Here is a 14,533-nt window from a genome sequence, read left to right as displayed (position 1 = left end):
AAAGCGGCCTTAGCTATCACAAGTTCTCACAAAGGCTGAGGCAATCGTGAACTGGTCGCCCTCCTGGTGAGACATTGCTTTAGAGAGCCGGCAGTCCTAGCTCGGCTCCTATGGTGCTGATCCGGTCCACCAGGGTGGTCGGGAGGGGGATTCCCGAGGCCAGCCGCGTGGCTCGGTTCTCGTGTTCGATCTCACCGGGCACGTAGATACGGTCCACATCCTCGGCCCGCTCGGTGGCATGCACGTCTCGGATGAGCTGGTCCATCTGCTCTCGGAACCGGTCCAACCCACAGAAGCGCTCCAGATCGAGGGTCAAGAACATCCAGCCCTTGGCCAACCGGCGGGTGCCCACCAACTCGCAATCGGTCTGCTCGGTGTGTCCGAAACTGCTGCCGGCCACGATTCCCGATAGCACCTCCACCATCATGGCCACGCCGAATCCCTTGTACCCCCCGAACCAGCACAAGTTCTGTGCCGATGCCGCCACCGTGTCGGTAGTGGGGTTACCCTGCTCGTCGTTGGCCCAACCCTCAGGGATGGTCGGGTCACCCCGGTTCTTGGCCAGCAGAATCTTGTTCCCAGCCACCGTAGTGGTGGCTATGTCGTACACCACCGGCAGTTCTTCACCAGCGGGAGCGGCCCAGGAAAACGGATTGGTCGAAAAGATCCCCGCGCGGCCCCCGTAAGGAGGAACAATGGTCGGTCCGTTCTGCATTGCCATGGCAAAACAGCCGGCTTCGGCGGCAGGCAGGGTGTAGTAGGCCAGAGCCCCCAGGTGGGTGCCCTCCCGCACGGTCACCGCAGCCACACCGTGAGTCTTGGCTCGCTCAACCGCCAACTCCATGGCCACCAGTCCCGACACCTGCCCGAAGCCGATGCCGCCGTCCAGCATCATTGTGGCACCGTCATCGCGAATTACCATCACCTCGGTTACCGGCCGCAGGTGTCCCGACCTCAGCCGAGCCACATACAGCTCCACCAGGTGAGCCCCATGGGAATCCACCCCACGGAGGTCGGCTTCCACCAAATTGTCGGCCACGATTTCGGCCTGATCCGGGGGAACCCCCAACCGCTCAAAAATGGCGATCTCGTAACGCTTCAGTTCTCGGTGATCGAGCCGGATCATGATCGCAGCGCTAGAAACACGCGCGGATGGGGGCCACGGCAGCGGTCCGATCCCCGCGATTCAGTCCAAACACGAGACTAGATCCTGCCTATTCACTCGCCTCTGAGCGTCTAGTCCGACGACGGTGGCCGATAGAACAGGGTGAGCTGGGTCAACCCGGCCAGTACCCCGCCGCCAGCACCGATGGCCAGGCCCACATAACCATCCCAATCGTCGGCAATACCAAGTGCGTGGTCCACCGACCATTCCATAGGTCCCAAAGTGGCCACTGCTGCCGCAACCACAGCCAGAACGAAGGTGTACTCCCAGCCCTCCCGCACGATCATGAAACCGTTGTGGCGATGAACAGTCCACGCTGCCACCACCATAACCCCGACCATCCCCGCGGCTGCCAGCGGGGTGAGGAATCCCAGGGCCAGAAGCAAGCCAGTACCCATCTCGGTGAGTGCCGCCATCCAGGCATGCAATTTGCCCGGTTTCATCCCCATGCCGTCAAACCATCCGGCGGTACCGGGGATACCACCCCCCTGGAAGATCTTGCCGTACCCGTGAGCGGCAAAAGTGAGCCCGATGCCCACTCGCAGTATCAGCATTGCCAGATTCATCTCATCCATTCGTTCACAGTACCGGTAGTCAATGGCAATAGTCTGGATGAGTGCCCCTTTGGCTCAGTGTTCTCATTGCCATTGTCGTCGGGATGCTCTTTATCCGCGTCGGGATCGGGGTGTTGCTGATGATCCGCCAACCTCTCCCGCCACCCCCACCACCGGGAGAGCTACGCAGGGTCAAGATCTCCTACCGATGCTCGATCTGCTACGCCGAGGTTCGTATGACCACATCCCCGGAGGAAGATCCCGAGCCACCCCGGCACTGCGGCGATGACATGGATCTGATCGTTCCGATCGACGACTGAGATCAATTGACTCCAACCAAGTTATCCCCAATCTGTGGATAACTTGGGTACAAACAACCAGATTGTAACTACAAAACTGTAATCAAAAAATGATGACCGGAAAGTTCCGACCGGATGGTGAGGAACCCGGTTAATGCCACTGAGTAGCCACGATCATCCCAGCCAGCAGCAGGCCCAGGCCGCCCACCAGGTACCAGTTGCTGGTCTCACCCGGCAACAACGCCACGTAGTTCAGCACGATCATGAGTGCCCCCAGCACCAGAAGGGTGGTCATCAGCACCGGAACCCAGGTGGGGCTAATCCTCCCGGCGGACACTGGCACCCGGGGGGGTGCCTCGTTCTCGGGTCGGGTACCTCTCGGAGTGATCCGCCCCCCCTGCACTCTGCGCTTGGTTGGTTTAGCCATGGCTCCAGGATATGCGCTTTTACCCATGATCGCGCCCCGGATAACGTTGACTCCGGTGTCCCCCCGCATACTGGTGATCGACAATTACGACTCTTTCGTCTACAACCTGGTCCAGTACCTCGGTGAGCTGGGCGCGGAACCCATTGTCCACCGCCACGATGCCATCACCCTCGAGCAGGCCCTCGACATCGAACCCGATGGAGTTCTCATCAGTCCCGGGCCAGGACAACCTCGTGATGCCGGGCTGAGCAACACCCTCATCCAGCAATTCAGCGGTGTACGCCCGGTACTCGGCGTATGCCTGGGCCTTCAGTGCCTCGGGGAGGTATTCGGCGGTCGGGTGGTAAGGGCACCTCAAGTCATGCATGGAAAGACCTCGATCATCCACCACACCGGTGAGGGGGTCTTCGCCGGACTCCCCAACCCCATCGAAGCCACCCGGTATCACTCACTCGTCGTGGAAAGATCCTCGGTGCCCGATGTTCTAGCCATCACCGCTGAAACCGATGATGGAATCGTTATGGGACTGCGCCACCGTGACCATCCGGTGGAAGGGGTGCAGTTTCACCCCGAATCGATCCTTACTCCTTCTGGTCATGAAATGTTGACCAATTTTCTGCTTCAGACCTCCCCGTAGTCCCCACGCGGGCTGCCATTGCCCCCCTAGCAACTGTCTCGGTTCATGGCCCCCTGGTTGCAACGCACCCGTCGTCCACCCCCGGTGTGTCTCCATCTAGACCCTCCACCCAGTTGATGGAATTGGCCTCGGCGGCAGGCATCGGGTACGGATTCTCCAGATTCCACTCCACTACAAGGCCGGCGAGATCGGAATAGGTCGCAACCAAATTCCTGCACTCCGATTCGAACCTGCCCGACAGGGCATTCCAGTTCGCGATGCTGCCCAAAGCACCCGGTTCGCGACCAGCAGCAATAGCTCTTTGGGTAATCTCTGCTGCCGCGCTGTGCACCTCCGGCGGGAGCGAACCGGAACCATCGGGAACTGAAACTGCCTGCCCCAAACAAGCCGTCACTTCCGTACCCTGGGAATGTTCCTCACCCGCCGAAGGTGTCTGATCCATAATCCGACCGGCGAGATCCTCAGTGCTGTTGGGAAAATCACACTCACCAACAGGCTGAACCAGCACAAGTTGTATCTCGCTCAAACGCTGAGCAGCAACAACCGAGGTCAAACCCACCAGGTTGGGAACCACCACATTCTCCGAACCCGAGGAAACCAAAATGATGATCGACGAATCCGGCGGCAACAAAGCGGGCGGCGCCGGAACAGTACCAATCACCAAACCCCTCTCCACATCAACAGAGAACTCCTCCACAACCTCCTCACTCACCACCAAACCAGCCTGAACCAAAACCTGAGTAGCACGCAACAACGTCATCCCCACCACATCCGGCACCTCAACAGCCCGAGGCCCCTCCGCCAGATAAAGCACCACCAAGCTACCAGAAGCAACCTCACTCCCCGCAGAAGGATCCTGGCGCAACACCTGACCCGCCGGCCCAACAGAACCCGACTCCACCCGCAACTCAGACGCAAAACCCCGATCCCGAAGAAAACGAACAGCATCATCAACACTTTGATCCACAACCCCAGGAACAGCCACCAGAACACCAGTAGGAACAGACTCACCATTAGGAACAGGCCCAGAACCACCACCCGTGTCGCCATCGGGTGGCAACTCGTCGGGATCGTCGGGTTCTTCGGGCTCACCAGTGGAAACAGATACAGAACCATTCCCATCATTCCCACCGTTACCGAGCACAGTCACCAGCACGAATACCACCAGCAACACCACCGCAACGAAGATGACAGCAGCAGCCGTGTACAACCCGACCCGCGAGGAGGGTTCAAGAACAGTCACCGGTGGCGGTGGCCCCACCCCCTGGGCTGGTGGGGCAGCTTGCGGCTTAGGCTGAGGAGGTTCCTCGGGTGCTTTCTGCGTCGGGGGTGGTACCACCGGCTGAGCCTCGGCCGGCCGGTAGCCGGCCGAGAGTTGGTGACCTCCCTCGCGATAACGCTGTAAATCTTTCTTGAGGTCACCGGTAGTGGGGTATCGCTCCGCCGGATTCTTGACCAGCAACTTCATGGTGATGGCCACCAGCGACTCCGGCAGTTCAATCCCCAGCGAGGAGGGGGAGGGCACCGCCTGCTGCACATGCTTGTACGCAACAGACAAGGAAAAATCCCCGGTAAAAGGAGGCCGGCCGCAAAGCATCTCGTACAACACGATTCCCAGCGAATAAAGATCGCTGCGATGGTCCAGAGTCCTTCCCTCAGCCTGCTCCGGTGAGAAATAAGTGGCCGTTCCCATCACCGTACCGGTTTGGGTTAGGTTCGACTCCGCTCCCCCGAACGCGGTGATGGCGATGCCGAAATCGGTTACCTTCACCTGACCGTTGGGCGACAACAGCACATTGCTGGGCTTCACATCCCGATGGATCACCCCCTTCGCATGAGCAAAGCCGAGCGCGTCGGCTATATCCATGGCGATGGCCGCAGCTCGTTCCGGTGCCAAAGGGCCGCCCGATCTCAGCAGCTCGGCAAGACTGTGACCCTCTATGTACTCCATGACGATGTAGTAAGTACCCCCGTCCGAACCCCAGTCATAAACCGCCACAATGTTGGGGTGATTGAGATTGGCCGCCGCGGTGGCCTCCCGCCTGAAGCGCTCCACAAATTTGGGATCGGTGGCAAACTCCGGGAACAGGCGCTTGATGGCCACCCGCCGCGACAGCAACGTGTCGTATCCCAGGAACACATCGGTCATGCCACCTCGAGCTACTTGATTTCGCAGTTGGTAGCGACCGCCCAAAATTTCCGAATCGTTTTCTGACATGGCAGAACCAGCGTAGTTCTCTACCCGCTCAACCTATTGGCAGGTTGCATCGATCACATCCACCACTACCACCGTGATGTTATCGCTTCCACCTTGCCGCAGGGCCAGATCCACCAGAGCTTCTGCCGCCTCTCCCGGCACCGGGAATCTAAGCAGGATCGCGTGTATGTCGCGATCGGCCACCTCATGGGTCAAGCCATCCGAGCAAAGTAGGTAGCGGTGCCCGCTCACCGGGTCAAACACCCAGTCGTCAGCCACCACTCTCGACTCGACACCCAGGGCTCGGCTCAATTGATTCCGGTTCTCATGAAATTCAGCTTCTTCTGGAGTGATCACCCCTGCTTTCAGCATTTCCCACACAACAGTGTGATCCTGGGTCAGTTGACGGAAACCGCTCTCGTCGCAGCGATAGACCCGGGAGTCACCCACGTTCACCACCGCCAAAGCTGCGCTGCTGTTGTTCTCGACAACTGCCAGAACGCAAAGAGTTGACCCCATCCCGGTCAACTCCAGGGTGGACAGCGATCTGGCTATTATCTCCTGGTTGGCCCGATCCACCGCGGCCAGCAAATCTTCCATCCTGGGTAGGGGCAACAACGGGCGGCGGCGGAACAGGGGGCGGCGGTTCTCCGTTCGGGCCTCAACCACGGCCTTGACCTCCGCCGCCAGTGTCTCCACGGCAAGAGCCGATGCCACCTCCCCTCCCCGGTGGCCACCCAACCCGTCGGCAACCGCGAACAACTCGTCGGCAACCAACATAGAATCTTCATTTTTCTCTCGATGCAGGCCTCGATCGGTGGCTTGACCCACTTCCAGCCGGATCATGAGAGTTCCATGACCGTGGTACCCCTGTTTGGTGGTGGACTATATCCAGTCGCGGTCCCCATTGTCACCGCCGGCATGTAAACAGGCCAACAATCCGGTTACCGAACGGCTAACGTGTCCTGTACGCTGGTCAATCCTACAATCGGCGCGAGTGGCGGAATTGGCAGACGCGCAGGATTCAGGTTCCTGTGTCCGCAAGGACGTGAGGGTTCAAGTCCCTCCTCGCGCACCGTATGAATCTCACTGTTCAGGTGGGAATTTGCCGCTCGGCTGCTGCCGGGGCCAGAGTCGGCCAAATCCCCAATCAGGCCACCGTCCCCTGCGGGGTGGGAGTGGGCACCTCGGTCACCGGAATGGGCGGAGGAGGCCCCCAGGCAATGGCCGCCTTGGAAAAACCCGCGGCCATGGCCACCGTCAAGGCCAATTCGACCAGTTCGGCAGGAGTGAACTCCCTTGTCAGTGCGGTCCGGTCGGCCGGGCTGAGCCCCGCCGGGTCTGTTATCACTGCGTCGGCCAGACGCAGAGCCAACTTGAACCGATCGGGCAAATCGCTGCGGTCGTAATCATCGTCGATACGATCCACCAGATCCTCCGTGAGTCCCTGCTGCCTCGCACCTGCGAAGCGAAGGTTCTTTCAAATATTGCAATCATTGACCCGGGCGTTGCGGAGTCTGCCCACCTCCTTGGTGGCTTGATCCAGCCGTCCCTCACTCCACAACGTGCCGTAGAAACGGTTGAACACCGCGAACAGCTCGGGTTGGTGGTCGAACAACGAGGATCCCCCCTCGGGAATGGAAATCCTGGTCATGGAATCACTCCTTTCAGCGCTGCCCGGCTACGAGCCAAGGCCTCGAACGTGGCAATGGCTGTGGTGAGGGCGGCCAATTCCGGAGGCGAAAGACAAGCGTTCAGCTCAGCACACAATTCGTCGGTTACCCCGTGGGCATCCAGGACGTACTGCTCGGCAAAGGCCAGAACCACTCTTTTCCGATGGTCATCGGTTGGCCGGGCAAGAACCGGTGGCTCGATCCCCACCATCTGTTCGATGCGAGCTGCACACATCTCCAGCAAATCCGGGTCCAAACCCACTTCACCCAGCGCTCTCACCAGATCCTCCAGCGGCCCCGCCACATGCCGGTCAAGCACAACCAGGGGATCACCTTCAAGCATCGTCATCCACCTATCCTCCACCAACAAACACCTCATCCACCGAACATGGCCAACCACTGTTCGGGTGAGCGTGGGGTGAACACGTAGTTGGTGCGCCGGGTGTCACCCATGGAGGCCCAGGGCAATGCCGAGTACAGGTGTCCGGGGTACAGGATCGTGCTATCGGGAACCCGAGCCAGTCGCTGAGTCAAGCTCTCGTACATGGCCAGCGGATCACTGCCCGGCAGATCGGTTCGACCGCACCCCTCCAGGAACAATGTGTCCCCGGCCACCAGCTTCCCGCTGGTAAGAAAACATTGGCTCCCGGGAGTGTGGCCCGGTGTGTGGATCATCTCGATTTGGATCTCTCCCACCGGCAGCAAATCACCGCTGCGGTGCCGCCGGATATCACCCTCGCCTATGCCGGTGGTCATCCGGACAAATTCGGCCTCGTCACCCTGCACATGTACCGGAACCGATACCAGCTCCAGGAGTTCGGCCACCCCGGTGATGGAGAACTGCATCATCGATCCGCCCACATGGTCGGGGTGGTAGTGGGTAGCCAGCACTCCGGTCAGCCGCATCCCATCGGCCTCCACTTCGGCCACGATTCCCGCCGGATCGTAGGCCGGATCCACCACCACCGCCTCGCCCGTCTCCCTATCGCCAATGAGGTAGACGAAATTGACCATCTGCCGGGCCAGCATGTCATCCACCGCCAAATCCCGCCCCGATAACAACTGGCGAAAATACAGTCTCTCGTTCTCCACCACCCCGATACTACGCAACCACACTACGCAACCGCCGCCCCACCACCCCGATACTACGCAACCACACTACGCAACCGCCGCCCCACCACCCCGATACTACGCAACCACACTACGCAACCGCCGCCCCACCACCCCGATACTACGCAACCACACTACGCAACCGGTTCGTTGCTCTCCTGATGCCGCCAGGCTGCTTCTGCCAATGACACCACCTCTCGGGCCGGTAGACCCAACAGCTTCGATGCCCGCACCGCATCATCGTGTTCAACCTTGACCCGTCCCGCGCTCACCTTTACCCGGATCAGGTGCCCATCCAGATCAACTTGGTGCTCCAGCCGAGATCGGGGCCACCGATCCATGAGCCTCCCCCGCACTCCCAGCGAGCCGGTCTCATCGGTCATCGTGATCGCTACCTGATCACCCACCGCGGGATCGGCCAACGCGCTCACCGTGTACGCCGGACGACCCTTTTTCATCACTATCGGGGTGATCCAGGCATCATGGGCCCCTGCTTGCAGCAGAGCAGTCACGGTGTGAGCCAGCGTCTCCCCGGTGGCATCGTCCACATTGGTTTCAAACAGCATCACCGGCTGACCCCCGGGGCGAGTTGCCGCCATCGTTCCCACCACTACCTGGGTGAGGTTGGGACGATCCTCCAGCTCGTTGTCACCAGCACCGAACCCGCTGGCTCGTAGGGTCATCGGTGGCATGGGTCCCCATCCGGTAGCCAGAGCAGCCAAGATCGCGGCCCCCGTCGGCGTTGTCAGCTCCAAACCAACATCCAACCCATAGGTTGGGCAGCCCACCAATAACTCCACCACGGCGGGAGGTGGATTGGGGAGCCTCCCGTGGGCGCTGCGAATCATCCCCCGCCCGCACGCCACCGCGCTGGAATGGATCTCGTCAATTGCCAGCACTTCCAGGGCAGCACAGGTGCCTACCACATCTATGATGGCATCCAGCCCACCAACTTCATGGAAGTGAACCTGCTCGGGAGGCCGGCGGTGCAACTTGCCCTCTGCTCGAGCCAGGGCATCGAACACCGCCAGAGCCCGATCGGCAACCCGACCGGGTAATCGGGCCTCGCCAATGAGCGCGTTGATGTGACTGGCGGTGCGAACCACCGACGTATCGCTGGTGATCACCCTCACGTCGGTAGCTGCGATTCCCCCTCTCTGAGTGGGTTGAACCCGAAGATCCCAACCTCCCAGCGGCAGCAACTCGCATATTCCCCGCACCTCGTCCACATCAGCCCCGGCATCGATCAGGGCTCCCAGGGCCATATCGCCGGCAATTCCGCTGAAACAGTGGAACCAGGCAATCCGAGTTGAATCATTCATTACTTGCTGGGCTCGACACAGGTTCTGCTGGTCGGCGCTCCCTCGACCCGAGCAACCGTAGCACTGCGCAGGCCGCACCGAAACCGTTATCCACCCCCACCACTGTCACTCCGGCAGCGCACGAGGACAGCATGGCCAAGAGGGAAGTGATGCCCTCCAATGATGATCCGTAACCCACGCTGGTGGGCACCGCCACCACCGGAGCAGAAGTTAGCCCACCCACCACCGAAGCCAGAGCCCCCTCCATTCCGGCTACCACCACAACCGCATCGGCGGCAGCCAGCGCTTCGACCTCCGCAAGGATTCGATGCAATCCGGCAACCCCCACATCGTTCAACCGCTGTGGTGACAACCCGTGGGCCGCCAGCACCACCTCGCACTCACCAGCAACCGGTAGATCAGCCGTGCCCGCCGCCGCCAGCACCACCCGCTCGGTTCGCGGTGATGCGGGCCGCCAGACCAGGGTGGCATCAAAGCGCTGCCCCCCAGGATTGGCAGCCAGCACGACATCGGCCTGGTCGGAGGAAGCCCGGGTCAAAAGAACTGGACCGCCCGGCTGAACCAAGAGCTCGCCCACTATGCTCGCGCACTGATCGGGAGTCTTACCCGGCCCGTACACCACCTCGGCCAATCCTTGACGAAGGCTGCGGTGATGATCCACCCGGGCAAAACCCAGATCGGCAAACGGCAAGCGGCGCAATCGCAGGACAGCGTCATCCGCAGATATGGTGCCGTCGCGCACCCGAATCAGTAATTGCCGGACAAAAGCTTCATCCACTGCCACTATCCTGCCCGTTCGTGATTGTTACTGCCCGATCCGTAAGCCGGGTGGCCGTAAGCCGGGTGGCCTACCTGGGCCCACCGGGTACATTTACCGAGCAGGCGCTTCTCACCCAACCCGACCTGGCTGCCGCCGAACACCTGCTATGCCGATCCATTCCCGAAGTTCTTGCATCCACCTCCGATGGACTTGTGGACTGGGGGTTCACCGCCATCGAGAACTCCATCGAGGGCACGGTCAACATCACCCTCGACACGTTGATTTTCGAACTCGACCTGCTCATCCAGCGCGAGGTCGTCATGGATATCCAACTTCACCTCCTGGCCCATCCGGGTACATCACTCGAGCAGGTGAAACGAGTGATCAGCTTCCCGGTGGCCACCGCCCAGTGCCGCCGCTACCTGGGCAAGCACCTTTCTGAAGTCGAAGAGGTGGTCGCCGGCTCCACCGCCGCCGCCGTCCGGGACCTGGCCGCCTCGGGCGATACTTCCGCCGCCGCCATCGGCACCGCCCTGGCCCGGGAACTCTACGGCCTCGACACGATTGCCAGCGACATCGAGGACCACCCCGAGAACCAGACTCGATTCGTGGCGGTGTCCCGCCGCGGTGTTCCCACCCCCACTGGGTACGACAAGACTTCCGTAGTGGTCTTTCAGCGATCCGACCGGTCGGGCTCTCTCATGAGAATCCTGGCTGAGTTCGAGAGCCGATCCATCAACCTCACCAAGTTGGAATCCCGACCTACCAAAAAGGCACTGGGTGACTACTGCTTCTTAATCGACCTGGAGGGGCATGTGGCCGACCCGCGGGTAGCCGACTGTCTCAGGAGCATCCGGGAGGAACATGGCGAAGTGAAGTTCCTGGGGTCGTATCCCGCCGCGGCAACCCCCGGAAGCAGCGCAGGGTCGCCACCGACCTACATGGACGATGCTGAGTTAAGCCGGATCATCCACACCATCGGGCAGTTCCGCGCCGACCCGCAACAGGAATGAACCAGGAACGAGTTGACAAGTTCTAATGAGAGCCATTAGAGTTCTAATGGCTCTCATTAGAGCCTTACGAAGTCCAACCGTCACCAAGGAGGGCAAACATGGAGTTCGGCGTTTTTCTCAACGGCTACATCCCAGGGCCTGCGGCTCATGACAGCGAGGCAGAGCACACCGCCTTGATGCGAGAAGCTCAGTACGCCATCACCGCTGACCGGTACAACTGGAAGTACGCCTGGTTCGGTGAGCACCACTGCCTGGTGGAGTACAGCCACATGTCCGCGCCGGCACCGGTTATGGGCTACGTGGCAGCCAAGACCGAGCGCATCCACCTCTCCACCGGGATCACCAGCCTGCCCACGGCCAAAGAGCACCCCGTCCGTATTGCCGAGCGGGCCGCGATGCTTGATCACATCACCGAGGGGCGCTTCGAATTCGGCACCGGCAGGGGGGCGGGCAGCCATGAGGTGGCCACGTTCGGGGGCTTGACACCCCCTGAGACCAAGTCCATGTGGGACGAGGTCATCCGGGAGATTCCCCGCATGTGGGAACAGCGGGACTATAACTTCGAGGGCCAGCACTTCTCGGTACCAAAGCCTCACAATGTGCTGCCCAAGCCCTACGGCAAGGGTCACCCTCCCATTTGGGTGGCGTGCGGCAACCCCCCCACGTTCGCCAAGGCTGGTTCGCTGGGTATCGGCGCGGTGGCGTTCAACTTCGAACCGATCTTCGCCCTCCGGGACAGGATCGATGCCTACAAGGAGGCCATCCAGAACCCAGTGGAGCAGATCGGCCAGTTCAAGAACGACAACTTGATGATGACCAACGCAGTCGTCTGCCTGGAGGATCGCGAGCGAGCCCGTGAGATCGTAAAAACCAGAGGTCGCGGCTACCTGGTGACAATGGTGAATCTGTACCACGACACCATGCCCAAATCCCCCGATGCCATCACCTGGCCCTCCCCTCCCATGCAGATCGAGTGGACCGACGAAATACTTGATGCCGCCATCGAGGGGGGCTACATGCTGTGCGGCAACCCCGAGGAGGTTTGTGAACAGTTGGCCCGCTACCAAAAGGTCGGCTGCGATCAGGTGGTTTTCGGCCTACCCGGCGAAGGCATCGAGCACGATGAGATCATGGAAATGCTCGAGGTGTTCGGCACTCAGGTAATTCCCGAGTACGACACCGATCCGGTCCACTCCACTGACCATTACCGGGCCACCGCCCAGCGCCGGTATCCCGACTTCCAATACCCACTACCCGAGGGCATCGGCGTGGAGGTTATACCCGACACCGCCCTGCTTCCCCTGGAGCTGGTCCAATAGCCGCTCCCCCCACGGGAGTAAACGGCCATGCCGCGCGACGCAACGCAGCCGGGCCAAGACCACCAACTGCACTAATCAAACCCACGGGAGTAAACGGCCATGCCGCGTGACGCAACCCAAACGCGGAGTCGCCTTCTGGCCGAAGCCGAGCGATTGTTCGCAGAACAAGGCATCTGGCGAGTACGGATGCAGGACATAGTGGCAGCGGCCGGGCAGAAGAACACCTCGGCACTCACCTATCACTTCGGTTCCCGCAGCGGGGTACTCGATGAAATCCTGCGCGAGCACGGAGAACCCATCGATCGGGAACGAGGTGAGGTGTGGGCCGAACTGGACGACGAGCACACCTCATCCCTCATAGAGGCCCTGGTTCAACCCCTCACCCGGCGGCTAACCACACCGAGCGGGCGGTGCTACTTGCGAATAGTTGCTCAGCTCAGCGCGGAGTTCAGCCGGTGGGACTTCGATCCCACCCATGTTCCGGCAAACCTCATTGCCATCCTGCGACTGCTCAGGGACCGAGCTCTGGCCACCAACAAGGCCCAGCGTGACGAAAGGGTGCTGGGCATGATCCAACTGATGACCGCCTCGCTGGCCGAGCGGGCCCGCCAGACCGAAGCCGGCGTTCCCCTCGACACCGTGGACAACATCTACGCCGCCAACCTGGTGGACATGCTGACCGGGGTAATCGAAGCTCCCGCCCGACTGGCCGGCCGGGTCGCGTAACCACTCACCCGGCCCCCTCCCTCCAACCGGAACGCCAAATCACGCAACCACTCACCCGGCCGGTAACTTGTTATCGTGGTCACCGATTCCATCCCCCGACCGGTAACCGGTCTGTGGTTTGAGGAACTGGCACCCGGCCTTGTAATCCATCACGCCATCCGGCGCACCATCACCCAAGCCGACAACGTGGCGTTCACCACCATGACCATGAACCCTGCACCCATCCATCTCGACGCCGACTATGCCTCAAGCACGGAATTTGGCCGACCGCTGGTGAACTCCATGCTCACCCTGGCCCTGGTGGTGGGAATCAGCGTTCACGAAACCACCATGGGCACCACCGTGGCCAATCTGGGCTTCAGGGAAACCGTCTTCGATGCCCCGGTTTTCCCCGGTGACACCATCCGGGTGGAGACCGAAGTGCTGGACGCTCGTCCATCCGGATCCCGCCCGACCCAAGGGGTGGTCACCTTCGAGCACCGGGGCTACACCACGAACAACAACACCCTTGCATGTCGGGCGGTGCGCAACGCTTTAATGCATCGTCGACCGTCTCCGTAGGCCATGCTTTACCCATGAACCGCTTTGAGAACAAGATTGCCATTGTTACCGGAGCCGCTTCGGGGATAGGTCGGGCCACCACCACCCGGTTGCGTTCCGAAGGGGCAACCGTTGTGGGTATCGACCGCGACCCGGTGGACGCTGCCGACCTGGCGATCCAGTTGGATTTGCTCGATCTGAGCAGCATCGGCCCGGCGGTTGCCCAGGCGGTTGATGCCTACGGCCGGATCGACGTACTGTGCAACATCGCCGGGCTGGGTCACTTCGCCCGTGACGAGGATGAGACTCCCGAGAACTGGAACCGGGTGATCGGAGTTAACCTCACCGGTACCTATTTCATGTCCACCGCCTGCCTGCCCCACCTGCTCGAATCCAGAGGCAACATTGTCAACACCGCCTCCACCGCGGGTACCAACGCCCAGCCCTGGAGTTCGGCCTACTCGGCCTCCAAGGGCGGGGTGATTGCTCTCACCCAGACCATGGCCATAACCAACGGGCTATCGGGCATCCGGGTCAACTGCGTAGCTCCCGGCGGCGTGGATACCCCCATTGCCGGTCAATTCAACCCACCCGAGGAGGTGGACCACTCCATCATGAGCCGTATCATGCCCTTCGATCGCATGGCTGAGCCTTCAGAGCTGGCCGCAGCCTTTGCTTTCCTGGCCAGTGACGATGCCAGCTACTGCAACGGCATCATTCTCAGGGTTGATGGGGGGATGCAAGCATGAACCGCAACGGCATCATTCTCAGGGTTGACGGGGGGATACAAG

The 14,533-nt window shown here is 61.0% G+C and carries 18 protein-coding genes and 1 tRNA gene; 8 read left to right on the top strand and 11 right to left on the bottom strand.

What is annotated here, in order from left to right; translation table 11 throughout:
* Positions 1–79 precede the first annotated feature (79 nt).
* Both ACOGXC_RS13000 and ACOGXC_RS12995 read right to left on the bottom strand, forming a co-directional pair.
* Positions 80–1,126 (bottom strand): Ldh family oxidoreductase, encoded by a 1,047-nt coding sequence (locus ACOGXC_RS13000; protein WP_419918593.1) that lies wholly within the window; start codon positions 1,124–1,126, stop codon positions 80–82.
* A gap of 110 nt (positions 1,127–1,236) precedes the next feature.
* Positions 1,237–1,740, bottom strand: coding sequence for a DoxX family protein (locus ACOGXC_RS12995; protein WP_419918592.1), 504 nt, complete (start codon positions 1,738–1,740; stop codon positions 1,237–1,239).
* 41 nt (positions 1,741–1,781) lie between these two features.
* Here ACOGXC_RS12995 and ACOGXC_RS12990 point away from each other — a divergent pair, with 41 nt between their 5' ends.
* Positions 1,782–2,039: a hypothetical protein gene (locus ACOGXC_RS12990; RefSeq protein ID WP_419918591.1), complete on the top strand. Its 258-nt coding sequence runs from the start codon at positions 1,782–1,784 to the stop codon at positions 2,037–2,039.
* Positions 2,040–2,169: 130 nt separating this feature from the next.
* On the opposite strand, the gene ACOGXC_RS12985 is transcribed toward ACOGXC_RS12990, so the two are convergent.
* Entirely contained in the window at positions 2,170–2,445 is a 276-nt protein-coding gene (locus ACOGXC_RS12985) for a cell division protein CrgA (protein ID WP_419918590.1), read from the bottom strand.
* A 25-nt stretch (positions 2,446–2,470) separates the two neighbouring features.
* Between ACOGXC_RS12985 and ACOGXC_RS12980 the strand changes: the two genes are divergently transcribed.
* Entirely contained in the window at positions 2,471–3,082 is a 612-nt protein-coding gene (locus tag ACOGXC_RS12980; protein ID WP_419920087.1) for an anthranilate synthase component II, read from the top strand.
* A 43-nt stretch (positions 3,083–3,125) separates the two neighbouring features.
* Here the strand turns inward: ACOGXC_RS12980 and pknB are convergent, their stop codons facing one another.
* On the bottom strand, positions 3,126–5,300 hold the full coding sequence (gene pknB / locus ACOGXC_RS12975; protein WP_419918589.1) for a Stk1 family PASTA domain-containing Ser/Thr kinase: 2,175 nt from the start codon (positions 5,298–5,300) through the stop codon (positions 3,126–3,128).
* A 33-nt stretch (positions 5,301–5,333) separates the two neighbouring features.
* The gene (locus ACOGXC_RS12970) at positions 5,334–6,059 is read right to left on the bottom strand and encodes a PP2C family protein-serine/threonine phosphatase (protein ID WP_419918588.1); all 726 of its coding nucleotides are present in this window, start codon (positions 6,057–6,059) and stop codon (positions 5,334–5,336) included.
* Between the two features lie 211 nt (positions 6,060–6,270).
* Here ACOGXC_RS12970 and ACOGXC_RS12965 point away from each other — a divergent pair.
* Positions 6,271–6,354, top strand: a tRNA-Leu gene (locus ACOGXC_RS12965).
* Positions 6,355–6,429: 75 nt separating this feature from the next.
* On the opposite strand, the gene ACOGXC_RS12960 is transcribed toward ACOGXC_RS12965, so the two are convergent.
* The 6 genes from ACOGXC_RS12960 to larB all read right to left on the bottom strand — a co-directional run bounded on the left by ACOGXC_RS12960 (position 6,430) and on the right by larB (position 10,162).
* Positions 6,430–6,708 carry a carboxymuconolactone decarboxylase family protein gene (locus tag ACOGXC_RS12960; RefSeq protein WP_419918587.1) on the bottom strand — a complete coding sequence of 93 codons (279 nt, stop codon included), beginning with the start codon at positions 6,706–6,708 and terminating at the stop codon, positions 6,430–6,432.
* 51 nt (positions 6,709–6,759) lie between these two features.
* Positions 6,760–6,933 carry a hypothetical protein gene (locus ACOGXC_RS12955; RefSeq protein WP_419918586.1) on the bottom strand — a complete coding sequence of 58 codons (174 nt, stop codon included), beginning with the start codon at positions 6,931–6,933 and terminating at the stop codon, positions 6,760–6,762.
* The gene (locus ACOGXC_RS12950; protein WP_419918585.1) at positions 6,930–7,301 is read right to left on the bottom strand and encodes a hypothetical protein; all 372 of its coding nucleotides are present in this window, start codon (positions 7,299–7,301) and stop codon (positions 6,930–6,932) included. Before ACOGXC_RS12950 ends, ACOGXC_RS12955 begins: the two co-directional genes overlap by 4 nt.
* Positions 7,302–7,327: 26 nt before the next feature.
* Positions 7,328–7,981, bottom strand: a complete 654-nt coding sequence (locus ACOGXC_RS12945; protein WP_419920086.1) for an MBL fold metallo-hydrolase — start codon at positions 7,979–7,981, stop codon at positions 7,328–7,330.
* Between the two features lie 215 nt (positions 7,982–8,196).
* Positions 8,197–9,384, bottom strand: a complete 1,188-nt coding sequence (larC, locus tag ACOGXC_RS12940; RefSeq protein ID WP_419918584.1) for a nickel pincer cofactor biosynthesis protein LarC — start codon at positions 9,382–9,384, stop codon at positions 8,197–8,199.
* A complete protein-coding gene (larB, locus tag ACOGXC_RS12935; RefSeq protein ID WP_419918583.1) occupies positions 9,377–10,162 on the bottom strand; it encodes a nickel pincer cofactor biosynthesis protein LarB in 786 nt (261 codons plus the stop codon). The genes larC and larB overlap by 8 nt, the downstream gene beginning before the upstream one ends.
* A 20-nt stretch (positions 10,163–10,182) precedes the next feature.
* On the opposite strand from larB, the gene pheA reads away from it, so the two are divergent.
* From pheA to ACOGXC_RS12910, 5 genes are all read left to right on the top strand, one after another.
* The gene (gene pheA / locus ACOGXC_RS12930; protein WP_419918582.1) at positions 10,183–11,157 is read left to right on the top strand and encodes a prephenate dehydratase; all 975 of its coding nucleotides are present in this window, start codon (positions 10,183–10,185) and stop codon (positions 11,155–11,157) included.
* 98 nt (positions 11,158–11,255) lie between these two features.
* A complete protein-coding gene (locus ACOGXC_RS12925) occupies positions 11,256–12,476 on the top strand; it encodes an LLM class flavin-dependent oxidoreductase (RefSeq protein ID WP_419918581.1) in 1,221 nt (406 codons plus the stop codon).
* A gap of 99 nt (positions 12,477–12,575) precedes the next feature.
* Positions 12,576–13,202: a TetR/AcrR family transcriptional regulator gene (locus ACOGXC_RS12920; RefSeq protein WP_419918580.1), complete on the top strand. Its 627-nt coding sequence runs from the start codon at positions 12,576–12,578 to the stop codon at positions 13,200–13,202.
* Between the two features lie 75 nt (positions 13,203–13,277).
* Positions 13,278–13,763: a MaoC family dehydratase gene (locus ACOGXC_RS12915; RefSeq protein WP_419918579.1), complete on the top strand. Its 486-nt coding sequence runs from the start codon at positions 13,278–13,280 to the stop codon at positions 13,761–13,763.
* Between the two features lie 14 nt (positions 13,764–13,777).
* Positions 13,778–14,491: an SDR family NAD(P)-dependent oxidoreductase gene (locus ACOGXC_RS12910; RefSeq protein ID WP_419918578.1), complete on the top strand. Its 714-nt coding sequence runs from the start codon at positions 13,778–13,780 to the stop codon at positions 14,489–14,491.
* The last annotated feature ends 42 nt before the right edge of the window (positions 14,492–14,533 follow it).

This window comes from Candidatus Poriferisocius sp. (genome assembly GCF_965202595.1).
Taxonomy (GTDB): Bacteria; Actinomycetota; Acidimicrobiia; order Acidimicrobiales; family Bin134; genus Poriferisocius.
The sequence above is the reverse complement of the archived record's forward strand: the minus strand, read 5'-3'. Positions and strand labels throughout refer to the sequence as shown.

Excerpts from the sequence above, each read along its gene's own strand:
- ACOGXC_RS12980 (WP_419920087.1), top strand. The coding sequence starts at position 2,471 with ATGATCGCGCCCCGGATAACGTTGACTCCGGTGTCCCCCCGCATACTG.
- ACOGXC_RS12925 (WP_419918581.1), top strand. The coding sequence starts at position 11,256 with ATGGAGTTCGGCGTTTTTCTCAACGGCTACATCCCAGGGCCTGCGGCT.
- ACOGXC_RS12945 (WP_419920086.1), bottom strand. The coding sequence starts at position 7,981 with ATGCTGGCCCGGCAGATGGTCAATTTCGTCTACCTCATTGGCGATAGG.
- ACOGXC_RS12985 (WP_419918590.1), bottom strand. The coding sequence starts at position 2,445 with ATGGCTAAACCAACCAAGCGCAGAGTGCAGGGGGGGCGGATCACTCCG.
- ACOGXC_RS12955 (WP_419918586.1), bottom strand. The coding sequence starts at position 6,933 with ATGACCAGGATTTCCATTCCCGAGGGGGGATCCTCGTTGTTCGACCAC.
- larC (WP_419918584.1), bottom strand. The coding sequence starts at position 9,384 with ATGAATGATTCAACTCGGATTGCCTGGTTCCACTGTTTCAGCGGAATT.
- ACOGXC_RS12910 (WP_419918578.1), top strand. The coding sequence starts at position 13,778 with ATGAACCGCTTTGAGAACAAGATTGCCATTGTTACCGGAGCCGCTTCG.
- ACOGXC_RS12950 (WP_419918585.1), bottom strand. The coding sequence starts at position 7,301 with ATGACGATGCTTGAAGGTGATCCCCTGGTTGTGCTTGACCGGCATGTG.
- ACOGXC_RS13000 (WP_419918593.1), bottom strand. The coding sequence starts at position 1,126 with ATGATCCGGCTCGATCACCGAGAACTGAAGCGTTACGAGATCGCCATT.
- ACOGXC_RS12970 (WP_419918588.1), bottom strand. The coding sequence starts at position 6,059 with ATGTTGGTTGCCGACGAGTTGTTCGCGGTTGCCGACGGGTTGGGTGGC.
- ACOGXC_RS12995 (WP_419918592.1), bottom strand. The coding sequence starts at position 1,740 with ATGGATGAGATGAATCTGGCAATGCTGATACTGCGAGTGGGCATCGGG.
- ACOGXC_RS12920 (WP_419918580.1), top strand. The coding sequence starts at position 12,576 with ATGCCGCGTGACGCAACCCAAACGCGGAGTCGCCTTCTGGCCGAAGCC.
- pknB (WP_419918589.1), bottom strand. The coding sequence starts at position 5,300 with ATGTCAGAAAACGATTCGGAAATTTTGGGCGGTCGCTACCAACTGCGA.